Source organism: Arthrobacter sp. M4, assembly GCF_020251205.1.
Classification (GTDB): Bacteria; Actinomycetota; Actinomycetes; order Actinomycetales; family Micrococcaceae; genus Arthrobacter.
The window spans coordinates 1-14,455 of sequence record NZ_JAIWYX010000002.1 but is presented as its reverse complement, the minus strand read 5'-3'; the positions used below and the strand labels follow the sequence as shown (position 1 = coordinate 14,455).

The window sequence follows — 14,455 nt, the reverse complement described above, 5'->3', positions numbered from 1 at the left end:
AAGACCGGGCACGGAAATGCGGTCGGATGTCCGTCCTCGCTGGCAGAATGTGACCGTGGCACGCATACAGCTGGAGGCTGGGAACGACCTCGTCCAGAGGCTCGCACACGAGAATGACCCGATCAAGGCGGTCATCGAGCTCGTGTGGAACAGCTTGGACGCCGACGCCCACGATGTCGTGGTGGCGCTTCACCGCAATGATGCAGAAGGCGTGATCGGTGCCGAGGTCACTGACGACGGCCACGGGATGGCCCCCGAAGAACTGTCGTCTGCCTTCCGGTGGGTGGGTAACTCGTGGAAGTGGGCAGCGGGACGCAGCAAGGGTGAAGAGCGCCCTCTGCATGGTCGCCTCGGCCAAGGCCGGCTGCGCGCATTCGCCCTCGGCACTCAGATCGTTTGGGAGACAGTCGCAGACAGCCTGGATGGCAAGCGTCTCAGGTCGGTCGTCCGCGCTTCCTCAGACGCTAGGAACGACTTCGACACATCAGATGCGGTGAGCACTGATGAGAGCCTGGGTACCCGCTTCGTGGCCTCAGGGCGCGATGGACTTGACCGTCTTAGCAGCGACAAAGCGACCGACCGAATCACGGCGACATTCGCTCCTTACCTCATCGCTCGACCGGATGTCTCGATCACCTACGACGGATCGCGGGTCCGGCCCGAAGAGAGCATTGACCTCGATACCACATACGACCTGGAGTGGGCACACGAGGGCGTCACGCGGCACGCCAAGCTTCGCATTATTGAGTGGAAGGTTGGCAACGAACGGGCGATCCATCTGTGCGATGGCGCAGGTGTTCCTGTCGACGCTGTCGACAAGGCACCGGCCCCCGACTTCCGCTACTCTGCGTACGTTCTCTGGGATGAGATGCCTGAGCATCACAACGAGTGGATGTTGGCGCACTTGGAAGCCACGCCGTCGTTACTCGGCCTACTGCTGGCTGAAGTGGGCGAAGTGCTGGAAAAGCATTTCGAGTCACGTCGTGCCCAACGACGTCGCGAACTCGTGGAGGAATGGAAGGCAGGAAATGTCTACCCCTACGAGGGCGAGCCAGCAACGGAGGAGGAAAAGGTCGAGCGCGCGACTTTCGACGTGGTCGCCACCTCGATCCGCAGGCACATCCCGAGCGGCAGGCAGCAGAAGAAGCTGACTCTCGGACTCCTGCGTGAGTCCATCCAGCATCGGCCGAGCGACGTGTCCGTGCTGTTGGATCAGTACGTCGGCCTTCCCGATGACGAGCGCGTGCAGCTCGAGCACCTCCTCAGGCGCACCAGCCTGTCGCGGGTGATCCAGGCATCGAGCAATGTTACGAACCGACTCGAGTTTCTGCGTGCGCTCGAGCTGATGGTGTTCGACCCGGAGGCCAGCAAGATGATCGGGGAACGGGCGCATCTGCACCGCATCCTGGAAAGCGAACTGTGGGTGTTCGGCGAGCAGTACAACCTCATGATCAGCGAACGGGGCCTGACAGCCGCCCTGGATCGACACCGCCAACTCCTGGACGAACCGCGCACCGACTCGACCCCCGTAAAGCTGCTCGACGGCAGGTCCGGCCGCCTGGACCTCCTTCTCTCCGTTGCCGCCACCGAGCACGACCGCAACAGGCATCTCGTGGTTGAGCTCAAAGCCCCAAAGGTCGTCGCAGGGCCGAAGGAGCTCGCACAGATCAAGGCGTACGCCAAGGCGATGGCCAAGGACCCGCGGTACGCGAGCAGCACGACTGAGTGGGACTTCTGGCTCGTGACAGGTGAGATCGACGAGGACGTCCGGCAGGAAGCGAACCAGCGGGGCCGAGAGCGAGGCCTCGTGTTCGAGCCGGACCTGCCCGAAGCACCCGGGGCCAAGGTCCGCGTCTGGGTGCGGGACTGGGGTCAGATTATCGACGATGCGCGGCGTCGGCTCGACTATTTCCAGAAGAGCCTCCAGCACGACCCGTCGCTCGATGATGCGCGTGACTACCTCCGCCGCAACCATGGTGATGTCATTCCTGAGGCGCTACTGGCAAGTGCCGAAGAAACGACCGAAGAGAACTCTAAGATCTGATCAGACCCTGATCGATGCGCCGCTTATCATGACCCGCTCTGAATGCCAGCAGCCTTGCTCCGGGTTTTTCAATCCTCGTCGGAACGTGCCGGGCCCTCCACGGAGGGCGGCACAATCGGGAGAATGACGACGCCCCTTCCCGACCTCTGGACCGACTGGTGCTCCGTCACGGGCGTGCCCACCGATAAGATCGACGAGGTATCGCTCTCGTGTTTCTCGCAGCAGGCGCAGCCGTCCCAGGCTGTGCTCGCGGCGCTGCGCCGGCGGCTGGCTCCCAAAGATCCACCGGCCCCCGCGTGGCCGCGCGGGCACACGGAGGACATCGGCTCCCTGCAGCGGCTGATCCGGCGCGCAACGGCGATCATCCAGCACCCGGACACCCACTGGGTCTTCCGGCTGCGGCTGCGGCGAATGCTGTTCGCGGCGGTGCTGCTGGCACCGCGCTCCCACGGAGGCCTCGGACTGGACAGGTCAGGCGCACTGGGACTGCGGCCGGACGGAATGCACCGGGTGCGCGGGCAGATCGGCGTCGCCCCGGAACCGGAGGACTGCCCGGCGTGCGCCACCTGGTCGTGGCTTGATGTGATCGGCACCAACAGCGGGTGGTCGCACAGTTCCGTCCGGGTCCTGGGACACCGCCGCGACGAAGTAGGCTCTGCGCACCGCCACCTGCGGCCGGACCCCAATCCGGACTGGCACCTCTCCATCGGCATGCTGCCAGCCGTGGACCGTTGGGGATGGATCGATGCCTACGGCTCCATGCATCCATCCTCGCTGTCGGCAGTCATCAGTGCCGCGGCACTGCTGCTCGACGGTCCGGAGCCCGCACCTGCGCCGGTGCCAGCTGCAGCTGCGATGCCGGCCAACCCCAGGCGGCAGATGTCGCGCGAGGAGGAAGAGCAGATCCTCAAACGCGCCGATGAACTGACCGCGCGCGTCGAGGCGATCCTTCGCGAGTTCGACACCGGCCGATAAAGTCGTGTGTATGGGATTCAACTGGGAGCAGGTCCTCGGGACCAATGGTGCAGGCCTCTCCGATACCTACGACCAGAGCGCCTCGGACGAGTTGTACCAGGACCACCCGAGCGCGGCTCCGCCAGCAGGTCCGGAAGACCCGGGCGATGAGGTCGTCCGCCTGCCGTTCAACGAGAGCTGAGCGCAGACCGACGTGAGGCATGACTGGCTCCCGGACCGCCACCTCGGCGTTGCCGCCACGCTGGCACATGCAGAGGAGCTGATCGGACAGGTTTCCGCACTGCTGTTCGCCTACCAGACGCAGCCCGAGGGCATCTTCGGGCTGGTCGAAGTGCCCACGACCGCCGCGTTCAGCTGCACAGTCGTTGGGCGTGTGGCTCCGATCCCACGGAAAGTGCCGCTCCTCGTAGCAGACGCGCTCGTGACGCTTCGGGCTGCGCTCGAACACACCCTTTTCGCAGAGGCCGAGTTCCTGGACGGTGCGCCCCTCGACGCGAAGGCGGCCAAACTGGTCGAAGTGCCTGCCTCGGACACCTGGGAGAAATTTGAGGACTGGAAGAAAAAGCGAGCCCGCAATGGTCCTCCGTCGCTGCGAGGGCGGGGAGAGCTCGCCCGACGGCTGGAGGCCCTGCAGCCGTTCCACCGTCGGATGGAGCCGCAGTCCCATCCTCTTGCCCGTCTTGTGCTGCACACCAACCATGCGAAGCACAGGATGCCGGCGATCACAGCGGTCCGCCTGGCTGTCATGTACGAGGACGACCGGATGCCCCGTTCAATCCGTGATCTTGCTCCTCGGCCCGAGGAGCCGCTGCGTGTCGGCGAGGTCATCGCCCAGACACCCATCGGCACGAAGGTCCCCGTCACCCTGTTCCCGACAGTCGGGATCAATCGGCCGGGTACTGACCAGTGGCCGGTGCTGATCCAGGAGCTGGAGGAGATCGCCCACTGGGTACGCACGCAGGCCGTTCCGCGCCTGATCACAGGGACCGAGCCACCCGAGCCTGGGCTTCCGACGCGCTACGAAATCTCCGTCGGACATGAGGACGAGCGCCAGGCGATGTCGGTGGGGTCGACGACATCGGCCGGGGAACGACACAAAAAGGCCTTGGCTGCGGCATCGGCGCGTGGCGATCTGGCCGAGATGATCAGCATGATAGATGGCTCCCCGAGCGAACCGCAGATCGTCAGGTGGCTGGCGCAGCTGAACGATGAGGAGGTGCTCGAACAGATGTCGCGGCTGCGGATGGCATTTGACTACGACCCCGAGGTCGAGCGGCACAATCTCGAAGTCCTGAAGGGCTGTCGAGATGCGGCACTCAGGTTCGGGGACAGCGACGGGCCCCACGAGAAGTAAGCCTGGGTCCCCTTACCGGAATGTCTGGTTCGCTACGTAACCGCAGGTCAGGACGCATTCACACTTAAGTGTGCATTCTCCCGGGAGCGGGCAAGACCATGATGGCAGAGCGCCTCCCCGGAATTCTTCCGGACCTTGACGATCACGATGCCATGGAAGTCACGGCGATCCATTCGCTTGCCGCTGTTGGTGACGCAACCATTGCCCTCAAGCGCCGGCCATGCTTCGAGAGCCCTCACCACAGCGCCACATTGCCCGCGATGATCGGCGGCGGATCAGCCTTGCTCCGGCCCGGGGCGGCATCACGCGCACATCGTGGAGTCCTTTTCCTCGACGAGGCGCCGGAGTATGACCCCCGTGTCCTCAACTCCCTCCGGCAGCCCTTGGAGAGCGGAAAAGTTGTGATTGACCGAGCCTTTGGGTCAGCCGCCTATCCGGCACGATTCCAGTTAGTGTTGGCAGCCAACCCCTGTCCCTGCGGCAAGGCCAGCGGCAAGGGCCTCGACTGCACCTGTACACCTGTTATGCGACGCCGGTACTTCGGGCGGCTGTCCGGTCCTCTTTTGGACCGCGTCGACATCCAGTTTCAGGTGGAAAGAGTATCGCTGGCAGACTTCGGCCAGGACTCTACGCGGGAATCCTCTGCTACGGTGGGAGCCCGTGTCATTGAAGCGCGACGCCGGCAATCGGAACGGCTTAGCCATCTGGGACTGGCCACCAACGCAGAAGTTCCAGGCAGGTCCCTCCGGGGGAAACTGCGGCTCCCGCCCGCCACCACGCGGATCCTCGACACGTCGCTGGAACGCGGCATCCTCACTGCGCGCGGTTACGATCGTGTCCTTAGACTCGCGTGGACCCTGGCCGACCTGGGTCGCGAGGACAGGCCGGGCGCTGATCACATCGGTCTGGCCCTGGGGCTTCGCCAGGCAATGGTGGCGGCATGAGGGTCATGGATGCGGGCCCCGTGTCGGATGAGCGATCTGCACGCGCGGCTTTGTCGAGGCTGTTCGAGCCGCAGGACTCCGTGGCGCTGGCCCTCGTTCGTGTCACAGGGGCTAACGATGCGTTGAGGATAGCCGTTGGTGACCTGCGGGCGGGCCCGGACCTTGAACGGCAGATTACTGATGTGCTGGCACAGGAAGCTGGCATGGCTGGCTGGGGAGGACTTACCGCGGCTCTTAAGCGATGGGCGCCCCGGATCGTGGACCTTGCACCACATCGAGACCTCGCCACAATCTCCAGGCTTGGCGGCCGCCTTGTGATACCAGGCGATGAACTGTGGCCATCACGGTTGGCGGACCTAGGGCTCCAGGAGCCGTTGTGCCTGTGGTGGCGTGGCCATGAGGCCGAGCTACCATCGTTGCAACGTACCGTGGCAATCGTCGGCTCCCGGGACAGCACCAGCTACGGCTCATCCGTGGCCGGAGACTTCGGTCACGGGCTGGCACAACGGGGCTTCGCCGTAGTTTCCGGAGGGGCCTACGGCATTGATGCCCATGCGCACCGTGGAGCTCTCGCGGGCGGCACGGCATCCATTCCCACCGTTGCCGTGATGGCCGGGGGAGTGGACCGCTACTATCCGTCAGGTAACGAAGACCTGCTGAGGGCTGTTGCCAATCAAGGGGCCCTCATAGCGGAAGTGCCGCCTGGATCTGCACCAACGAGGTACCGATTCCTTCAGCGCAACAGAATCATCGCAGCATTGTCAGCAGTCACAGTGGTTGTTGAGGCGCGCTGGCGGTCGGGGGCACTCAACACCGCCCATCATGCCGAGTCGATTGGCAGGTCGGTTGCTGCGGTGCCGGGCTCTATTCACAGCGCCAATTCGGCAGGCTGCCACCGGATGCTTCGCGACGGCGGGGCTGTTTGTGTTACCGACGTCGCGGAAATCGGTGAACTTGCCGGCCCCAGCGGGGAGTTGGCCGTTCCTGGAACCAACGGCGGAACTGCGGACCATGACGGGTTGACCTTGGAGGATTTGATCCTTCTGGATGCGTTGCCTGTGCGCTCTTCCAGCTCTGTGGACAAGCTCGCGGTAGTGGCAGGGCTGAGTCCGGAGGCTGTCCGCGCTGGACTCGGGCGACTCAATTTGCTGGGGCTTGCTGTTCAGGAAGGAGGCTTGTGGAATCGTTCGCGAATCAATCAATAAGGCGCCTGCACGGTGTGCACTGAGAAGGTGCGCATGTCCTCCGCCCACTTCCCGGAAATCGGTGAGAGAGTAGTTGGGTGCAGGCGGACGCGAAGGATGGACAAGGCGGGATACCAGAGGCCCTCTCGGCGGCCAAGGAGGGTTTCCGTCGATTCCTCACGGCCGAGCGTGCACGGTCTCCGCACACGGTACGCGCGTACCTGGGGGACGTTACCGACCTGCTCGCTTTTGCCGCAGCAGAGGGTGTCGATGACCTCGCAAGACTGGATCTCGGCCTGCTCAGGCGATGGCTCGGAAAGCAGAACACAACGGGCCATTCGAGGGCGACCCTTTCAAGGCGGGCGGCCACGGCACGGGCCTTCACTGCGTGGGCACTGCGTGAGGAGCTGATTGATGCCGATCCTGCCCTGCGATTGAAGGCGCCCAAACGGGAGAAGTCGTTGCCCGCAGTCGTAGGGAGGCCGCAGCTGGCTGAACTCTTCGCTCGACTCGAGGCGGCCGCCGCTGAGGGCGGTCCATTAGCCGTACGCGATCGGGCGATGGTCGAGCTGCTTTATGCCACCGGGGTGCGCGTTGGGGAACTTTCCGGCCTTGATGTTGACGACCTCGATCAGGACCGGAGGACCCTTCGCGTGGTGGGCAAGGGGAACAAGGAACGCACAGTCCCCTATGGCTTGCCTGCTTCCATCGCTGTCGACGATTGGCTTCGCAGGGGGCGGCCACGCTTGGCAGGGGAAGGGAGTGGGCCAGCCCTTTTCCTCGGTGCGCGTGGCGGCAGAGTGGACCAACGACAGGTTCGCGGCGTCGTCCGGCAACTGTTTGACTCTTTGGGCGACACAGCGGCGTCGGGGCCACACGCCTTGAGGCACTCCGCCGCCACGCATCTCCTCGACGGGGGAGCGGATCTACGTGCGGTGCAGGAGATTCTGGGTCATAGCAGTCTTGCCACCACGCAGCTGTACACGCATGTGTCAGTGGAGCGACTCAGGAAAAGCTACATTCAGGCCCACCCCCGCGCCTGAGGTCCCGGGTGAACCGCCCCTCAATCGTCTGGCTGCCTGCTGGCTCCATCCTCACGCGGGCATGGCTCGGATAATGGTTCACGGGCTCCATCAATGCGGATGCACCGCGTGTTACCGCCGGACGGACAGTTCCTAATTGCAGTGGCGTAATTCCGGAACGTGGGGCACAATAAAACCAATACCCGGCAACATTCAAGTAGTGATTGAAGCTTTGTTTGCTGCCGGTTCAAACTTAATATGAGCCGGACTCTTCCAGGGTCCGGTCACTGCGGCGGGACAGCGAGCCATTCCATGCAGAGGTCGTTGGGGAAGACGTACCTACAGCTATGGAGGATGGAATGTCTGTTGTAACCACCCGTGGTGTGCTTTTTGTGCACTCGGCACCCACCGCGTTGTGCCCTCATGTTGAGTGGGCCATCGGATCGGTCGTAGACAAGCGAACCGATCTAGAGTGGACCGCTCAGCCTGCTGCGCCAGGGATGTACCGTGCCGAGCTTTCGTGGACCGGTACGCCAGGCACGGGGGCACAGTTGGCTTCGGCCCTGCGTGGTTGGGCGCATTTGCGCTATGAAGTCACCGAGGAACCCAGTCCGGGGGTTGATGGTGGACGTTGGTCCCACACTCCCGAGCTGGGCATTTTCCATGCCATGACGGACGTCCACGGCAACATCATGGTGTCCGAAGACCGGATCCGCTACGCGTACGAAGCGGGAGCCGGGGACCCAGCCCTCGTTTACCACGAGTTGTCGCTGGCTTTAGGTGAAGCCTGGGACGAGGAATTGGAGCCGTTCAGGCACGCTGCCGAAGGCGCACCCGTTCGCTGGCTTCACCAGGTCGGCTAGCCCGTCCTTCTCCCCGCAGTTCATCCATAGCAGAAGGAGGGCCCCGCCATCAGGCGGGGCCCTCCTTCGTCGTCATTGTTCAGCCGATGTGGCCCACTACAGGCTGCGGACGGCGATAACTGCGTTGTGGCCGCCGAATCCGAACGAGTTGCTGAGCGCCACAATGTCGCCGGCAGGAAGCTCGCGGGCGGAGGTGACGACGTCGAGCGGAATCTCAGGATCCTGGTTCTCCAAGTTGATGGTGACCGGAGCCTGGCGCTCGTAGACCGCCAAGACTGTCAGGACAGCTTCGACGGCGCCGGAGGCGCCCAGCAGGTGGCCCATCTGCGACTTTGTCGCAGAGACCGCCACGTTGTCTACATGCTTTCCAAGTGCTGCGCGGAGGGCAGTGTATTCCGGCTTGTCGCCTACCGGGGTGGACGTGGCGTGGGCATTGACGTGCACGACGTCTTCGGCCTGGATCCGGCCATCGAACATCGCGGCCTTGAGAGCCCGGGTGGCGCCGAGGCCTTCGGGATCCGGAGCAGTGATGTGGTAGGCGTCGGCGGTCACTGACGTGCCAGCCAGTTCGGCGTAAATGCGAGCTCCGCGCGCCAGGGCGTGCTCCTCGGCTTCCAGGACCAAGGCACCGGCGCCTTCACCCATGACGAAGCCGTCGCGGTCAATGTCATAGGGACGCGAGGCATGCTCCGGGTCGTCATTGCGGCGGGACAATGCCTGCATGGAGGAGAACGCTGCCAACGGCATGGGGTGGATTGCGGCTTCCGCGCCACCGCACATCACAACGTCCGCCTTGCCTGAGCGGATCAGTTCCAACCCCTGGTGGAGCGCCTCAGTGCCGGACGCGCAGGCTGAAACTGGCGTGTGGGCGCCTGCCCGTGCGCCAAGGTCCAGGCTGACCGCTGCCGCCACACCGTTCGGCATCAGCATCGGCACCGTCATAGGCAGAACCCGGCGCGGTCCCTTCTCCTTCAGGGTGTCCCAGGCGTCAAGGAGGGTCCAAACGCCGCCTATGCCTGTGGCGAAGGCAACAGCGAGGCGGTCGTGGTCGATCTCGGTGATCCCCGAGTCGGCCCAGGCCTCACGGGCAGCGATAACACCGAACTGTGTGGACGGGTCCATGCGCTTGGCTTCGACGCGGCCGAGGACATCGAGTGCCGGTGTGCTGCACCGGGCTGCAAAGGTCACAGGCAGGTCATACCTGGCAACCCACTCGTCTTCGAGCGTGTGGGCACCTGAGACCCCTGTCAGGGCGTTCTTCCACATCGTGGGAACGTCGCCGCCGATGGGCGTAGTGGCGCCCAGACCGGTAATGACTACTTTGCGTGCCATGCGATCACTCTCTGTCGGGTAAGCCGGGAACACCGTGGGTCAGCACGGTGCCTGGCCGAAAAATAGGGGCGGTTTTGCGGCAGTGCCGGGCCGGGGTACCTCTGCAGCACCCCGGTCCGGCACAGCGGGAGCCAGAACTTAGGACTGGGCGTTGGCGATGTAGCTCACGGCGTCGCCCACGGTCTTCAGGTTCTTGACCTCTTCGTCGGGGATGCGAACGCCGAACTTCTCCTCGGCGTTCACGACGATGGTCATCATGGAGATGGAGTCGATGTCCAGGTCCTCGGTGAAGGACTTGTCCAGCTCGACAGCCTCGGGCGCCAGGCCGGTCTCTTCGTTGACGATTTCAGCCAGGCCGGCCAGGATCTCTTCGTTGCTAGCCATTGTTGGCTCCTTTTCTTGTTATGCCGGCGTTTCTGCCGGAATTTGGTCAAACCGTTGTTGACGGTTTGGTCCGTAAAGGCTCTTTATTCAGTTGTGGCCGCCGACCGGGGACGATCCGGTCAAGCTACGGCAGGACAATTACCTGTGCCCCGAATACCAGTCCGGCGCCGAAGCCGATCTGGAGGGCGAGTCCGCCGCTAAGCTCGGGGTTCTCGGCCAGCAGGCGGTGGGTCGCCAACGGGATCGAGGCTGCCGAAGTGTTGCCCGCATCAGCGATGTCACGTCCGACCTTCACTGTGTCGGGGAGCTTGAGCTGCTTGACCATCTCGTCGATGATGCGCATGTTGGCCTGGTGGGGCACAAAGGCTGAAAGATCGTCGGCAGTGATGCCAGCAGCATCCAAGGCCCGCTGGGCGACCTTGGCCATCTCCCACACCGCCCACCGGAAGACCGTCTGGCCGTCCTGACGAAGTGTCGGCCAGATGGCGGCTTTGGCAGCCGCGCTGTCGCCGCTGCGGCGCGCCGCCTCAGCCAGGTCACGGACTTCCAGCAAGGAGTGGGTCATGCCGATCGCATCCCACTTGCTGCCGTCGGAACCCCAAACGGAAGGGCCAATGCCCGGAGTGTCGGACGGGCCCACAACGACGGCACCGGCACCATCACCCAAGAGGAAGGAAATCGTACGCTCGCTGTTGTCGATGACGTCCGAGAGCTTCTCGGCGCCAACTACAAGGACATACTCCGCGGCTCCGGAACGGATCAGGGCGTCAGCCTGGGCAATGCCGTAGCAGTAGCCGGCGCAGGCTGCGGAGATATCGAAGGCCGGAGCTGGCGTGGCGCCGAGGCGGTCCGCCAGGCTTGCCGCAGCCGAGGGCGTGGCGAAGGGGTGCGTCACGGTGGAAACGATGACCGCTCCCAGCTGGGCGGCTTCGATGCCGGCCCGCTCCAGCGCTTCACGCGAGGCCTCTTCGGCAAGGTCGATCACGCTGACATCGGCGGGGGCACGGTGGCGGGTCACAATGCCGGTGCGCTGCCGGATCCATTCATCCGAGGAATCGATCCACTGGCACACGTCTTCATTCGTGACGACGATGTTCGGCCGGCTGGCTCCAATACCAACGATGCGGGTGAATTCGCGGAGTGGGGCCTGCTTCAGCGCTGGAGTGCTCACGCCTGTCCTTCCAATTCCGCAAACAGGGCGAGAGCCGCATGCAGGTCTTCGGGCGTCTTGACGGCCACAGTCTTCACGCCGGGCATGCCACGCTTCGCCAGTCCGGCGAGGGTTCCAGCCGGAGCCAGTTCAATGACCCCGGCGACACCACGGCCAGCCATGTTCTCCATGCAGAGGTCCCACCGCACTGGGCGGGAAACCTGGGCGATCAGCCTGTCGACGACGTCGGCACCCTCGGTCACTTCACCGCCGTCGTAATTGGACAGCAGGGGAACCGACGGGTTCTTGGGCGAAAGCGAGGGGCGCAGCGCCTCAAGTGCGCTCACGGCCGGTGCCATGTGCGATGTGTGGAACGCGCCGGCGACCTTGAGCGGAATAACGCGGGCCTTGGCGGGCGGGTTGTCAGCCAGGGACTTCAACTGCTCGAAGGTCCCGGCGGCTACGGTCTGGCCGGCGCCGTTAACGTTGGCCGGAGTGGCTCCAGAGGCTTCGATCGCGGCCAGCACCTCTTCAGGGTCGCCGCCGACGATTGCGCTCATGCCGGTTGGCGTTACCGCCGCGGCGGCGGCCATGCTGTTGGCCCTCTCGCGGACAAAGGTCATCGCGTCGTCCTCGCTGAGGACGCCAGCCAGTGCAGAGGCGGTGATTTCGCCGACTGAGTGGCCGGCAAGGACGACGGGCAGTGTGCTGAGTTCGACGTCGAACAGCGCCCGCGCGGCCACCAGGCCGGCCGCGACGATGAGCGGCTGGGCAACCGCTGTGTCCTTGATGGTTTCCTCGTCCGAGGTGGTGCCGTGGGCCTTGAGGTCAATGCCTGCTATCTCGCTCAGGGCAGCCAGGTGGCCTTCGACGGATGGGATTTCCAGCCAGGGGGCGAGGAATCCAGGGGTCTGGGAGCCCTGTCCAGGGCAGACGATTGCAAGCACGTATCCAGCTTTCCAAAAGGGCGCGTGATCCAACGGTGTTTTCGTACACCAAGCTCACTGGGTCAGTTTGTAGGAAGTCTACAACGGTTCAACTCTGTGGCCGGGAGTTCTGACGCTCCGGTGCGGCCTTCGGTGGAGCCGAAAGACGGCCCACAACCAAGGCCGTCTGGAGGACGAACGCCTCACGGGGAAGGAGTGGGTCCCACCCCGTGACGTCGCACACTCGCTTGAGACGATACCTTACGGTGTTGGCGTGCACGAACAGCTCACGCGCCGTGGCTTCCAGGGAGTGGCCGAGTTCGAGGTAGGTCCCCAGGGTCTCGATGAGCCCGTTCGAAGCCGCCAGCAGAGGCCGGTAGATGTTCTTGACCAGTGAGCGGCGGGCTGCGTCATCGCCTGACACAACGCGCTCCGGCAACAAGTCGTCGGCAGCGACAGGCCGCGGAGCTGCTGGCCAGGCGCGGGCTGCCGTGAGGCCCGCGAACGCGGCCTGCGCGGAGCTGCTGGCCTCGAGCAGAGACCCTGCCTCAGGCCCGTACACCACGGGCCCGGGCGCGAACAACTCGCTGAGCTTGACGCAGGCGGCATCGCGGTCGTGGACACCGCCAAGAATCAGGATGAGCCTGTCGCCCTGGATTCCCACCAAGGCGTCCTCGGCGAACCGTCCCGCGGTACGGCGCAGCTCACTGACATAGCTGGCGCTTGGTTCCGACGGCGAGTTGCCAACCATCACCGTGAAGCGCTCCTGGGCCTTCCAGCCGAGGGCGGCGATCCGGGACCGCAGGGCATCAGTGTTTTCGCCGCGCAGGATGGCATCGACGATGAGTGCCTCAAGGCGTGTGTCCCAGGACCCCCGTGATTCCGCGGCGCGGGCGTATACGTCTGCGGCCGCAAAGGCAACTTCGCGGGAATACCTCAGGACGGCTTCGCGCAGCGACGGCTGGTCTGACTCGGGTGCGATGTTGGGGACTTGATCCTCAACAACTTCAACGACGATGCGGATCAGTTGCAGGGCCTTCTGCAGGCTGATGGACCGAGTTAGTTCGGTGGGCGCATTGCCAAAAACGTCCGTCAGGATCCAGGAGGGCGAGCTTGGGCGCTCGTACCAGGTGACGAACGCGGCGATGCCGTTCTGCGCCACGAGGCCCAGTGCGGACCTTTCGTCCGAACTCAGGCGGCTGTACCACGGGAGCGACTTCTCCAGCTGGCGCATCGTGGTTGTAGACAGCTGGCCCACGTTGGCACGCAATTGCCGGAGGGTCTCGGCCTTCTCTGGTGACACCGCCCGAGCGGGTGTCCGGCGTTGCGCGGGGGTGCGGGTGGACTCTGGCATGGAATGAGCATACGGTGCATCTTTCCCAAGCTCCATTTGTGCGAAGGCTACAAGTTGCCCTGCTCTGGGCCACACTGCTGCGCGAGCCTTGGGCCCGGCATGTCAGCTTGGCGCCACGGCGCAGCGCCAGCAGACGACGACGGCGGCCCTCACCGTTGTGGTGAGGACCGCCGTCGTTTGGGTTTCGCCGAGGCCTAGGATTCGCCGCCGGCGTTGCCCGTGGTGCCGGCGTTGACGTCAGTCAGGCGGTACTTGTCGAAAGCGGTGCTTGGAACCGAAGCATCCACTTCACCGCGTTCTGCCAGCATTTGCAGGGCGCGGACAACGATTGAGTGGCTGTCAATGTTGAAGTAGCGCCGGGCGGCTGCGCGGGTGTCCGCGAAGCCGAACTCGTCGGCGCCGAGGGTTGCGAAGTCGTTGGGCACGAACTGGCGGATCTGGTCCGGGACTGCCTTCATGTAGTCACTGACCGCAACCACCGGGCCGGCAGCGTTAGCGAGCTGCTGGGCCACGAACGGGATCCGTACCTCGGAACCGGGGTTGAGGAAGGCCTCTTGCTCCGCTGCCAGTCCGTCCCGCCGCAGTTCGTTCCACGACGTCACCGACCACACATCTGCCGCCACACCCCACTCGTCGGCAAGGATCTTCTGGGCTTCAAGAGCCCACGGCACCGCAACGCCTGAGGCAAGGAGCTGCGCCTTGGGGCCCTCGTTACTGGCGGAGGCCAGTTTGTAGATGCCTTTGAGGAGGCCTTCTGTGTCGAGGTTTTCGGGTTCGGCGGGTTGGGTGATGGGTTCGTTGTAGACGGTGAGGTAGTACATCACGTTGGGATCGTGGTGGTGTCCGCCGTACATGCGTTCGAGGCCGGCGCGGATGATGTGGCCGATTTCGTAGCCGTAGGCGGGGTCGTAGGTGATGACGGC

At 64.3% G+C, this 14,455-nt stretch carries 12 protein-coding genes and 2 pseudogenes; 8 read left to right on the top strand and 6 right to left on the bottom strand.

The features are described from left to right. Positions 1-55 precede the first annotated feature (55 nt). The 8 genes and pseudogenes from LD110_RS03615 (at position 56) to LD110_RS03580 (ending at position 8,386) form a co-directional block, all read left to right on the top strand. The gene (locus LD110_RS03615) at positions 56-2,044 is read left to right on the top strand and encodes an ATP-binding protein (protein ID WP_225496460.1); all 1,989 of its coding nucleotides are present in this window, start codon (positions 56-58) and stop codon (positions 2,042-2,044) included. A gap of 123 nt (positions 2,045-2,167) precedes the next feature. Continuing rightward, complete coding sequence (locus LD110_RS03610) at positions 2,168-3,019, top strand: hypothetical protein (RefSeq protein WP_225496458.1); 852 nt, start codon at positions 2,168-2,170, stop codon at positions 3,017-3,019. A 10-nt stretch (positions 3,020-3,029) separates the two neighbouring features. After that, positions 3,030-3,200: a hypothetical protein gene (locus LD110_RS03605; RefSeq protein WP_225496456.1), complete on the top strand. Its 171-nt coding sequence runs from the start codon at positions 3,030-3,032 to the stop codon at positions 3,198-3,200. A 12-nt stretch (positions 3,201-3,212) separates the two neighbouring features. After that, on the top strand, positions 3,213-4,373 hold the full coding sequence (locus tag LD110_RS03600) for a hypothetical protein (protein WP_225496454.1): 1,161 nt from the start codon (positions 3,213-3,215) through the stop codon (positions 4,371-4,373). Between the two features lie 80 nt (positions 4,374-4,453). Continuing rightward, a pseudogene (locus LD110_RS03595) lies at positions 4,454-5,317 on the top strand (YifB family Mg chelatase-like AAA ATPase); the annotation flags it as partial. Further along, a complete protein-coding gene (gene dprA, locus LD110_RS03590) occupies positions 5,314-6,522 on the top strand; it encodes a DNA-processing protein DprA (RefSeq protein ID WP_225496452.1) in 1,209 nt (402 codons plus the stop codon). The pseudogene LD110_RS03595 and the gene dprA, both read left to right, overlap by 4 nt. A gap of 110 nt (positions 6,523-6,632) precedes the next feature. Beyond that, positions 6,633-7,544, top strand: a complete 912-nt coding sequence (locus LD110_RS03585; protein ID WP_374200308.1) for a tyrosine recombinase XerC — start codon at positions 6,633-6,635, stop codon at positions 7,542-7,544. 338 nt (positions 7,545-7,882) lie between these two features. Next, positions 7,883-8,386 carry a DUF3145 domain-containing protein gene (locus LD110_RS03580; protein ID WP_225496448.1) on the top strand — a complete coding sequence of 168 codons (504 nt, stop codon included), beginning with the start codon at positions 7,883-7,885 and terminating at the stop codon, positions 8,384-8,386. A gap of 96 nt (positions 8,387-8,482) precedes the next feature. On the opposite strand, the gene fabF is transcribed toward LD110_RS03580, so the two are convergent. The 6 genes and pseudogenes from fabF to LD110_RS03550 form a co-directional block, all read right to left on the bottom strand. Then, positions 8,483-9,718 carry a beta-ketoacyl-ACP synthase II gene (gene fabF, locus LD110_RS03575; RefSeq protein ID WP_225496446.1) on the bottom strand — a complete coding sequence of 412 codons (1,236 nt, stop codon included), beginning with the start codon at positions 9,716-9,718 and terminating at the stop codon, positions 8,483-8,485. A gap of 138 nt (positions 9,719-9,856) precedes the next feature. Then, entirely contained in the window at positions 9,857-10,102 is a 246-nt protein-coding gene (locus LD110_RS03570) for an acyl carrier protein (protein ID WP_225496444.1), read from the bottom strand. Positions 10,103-10,226: 124 nt separating this feature from the next. Beyond that, positions 10,227-11,273, bottom strand: coding sequence for a beta-ketoacyl-ACP synthase III (locus tag LD110_RS03565; RefSeq protein ID WP_225496442.1), 1,047 nt, complete (start codon positions 11,271-11,273; stop codon positions 10,227-10,229). Further along, complete coding sequence (locus tag LD110_RS03560) at positions 11,270-12,199, bottom strand: ACP S-malonyltransferase (RefSeq protein WP_225496440.1); 930 nt, start codon at positions 12,197-12,199, stop codon at positions 11,270-11,272. The genes LD110_RS03565 and LD110_RS03560 overlap by 4 nt, the downstream gene beginning before the upstream one ends. 88 nt (positions 12,200-12,287) lie before the next feature. Beyond that, a complete protein-coding gene (locus LD110_RS03555; protein WP_225496438.1) occupies positions 12,288-13,532 on the bottom strand; it encodes a CdaR family transcriptional regulator in 1,245 nt (414 codons plus the stop codon). Between the two features lie 194 nt (positions 13,533-13,726). Beyond that, a pseudogene (locus tag LD110_RS03550) lies at positions 13,727-14,455 on the bottom strand (pyruvate dehydrogenase (acetyl-transferring), homodimeric type); the annotation flags it as partial.

Coding starts and splice junctions, on each gene's coding strand:
- LD110_RS03555 (WP_225496438.1), bottom strand. CDS start 13,532: ATGCCAGAGTCCACCCGCACCCCCGCGCAACGCCGGACACCCGCTCGG.
- LD110_RS03580 (WP_225496448.1), top strand. CDS start 7,883: ATGTCTGTTGTAACCACCCGTGGTGTGCTTTTTGTGCACTCGGCACCC.
- LD110_RS03570 (WP_225496444.1), bottom strand. CDS start 10,102: ATGGCTAGCAACGAAGAGATCCTGGCCGGCCTGGCTGAAATCGTCAAC.
- dprA (WP_225496452.1), top strand. CDS start 5,314: ATGAGGGTCATGGATGCGGGCCCCGTGTCGGATGAGCGATCTGCACGC.
- fabF (WP_225496446.1), bottom strand. CDS start 9,718: ATGGCACGCAAAGTAGTCATTACCGGTCTGGGCGCCACTACGCCCATC.
- LD110_RS03605 (WP_225496456.1), top strand. CDS start 3,030: ATGGGATTCAACTGGGAGCAGGTCCTCGGGACCAATGGTGCAGGCCTC.
- LD110_RS03610 (WP_225496458.1), top strand. CDS start 2,168: ATGACGACGCCCCTTCCCGACCTCTGGACCGACTGGTGCTCCGTCACG.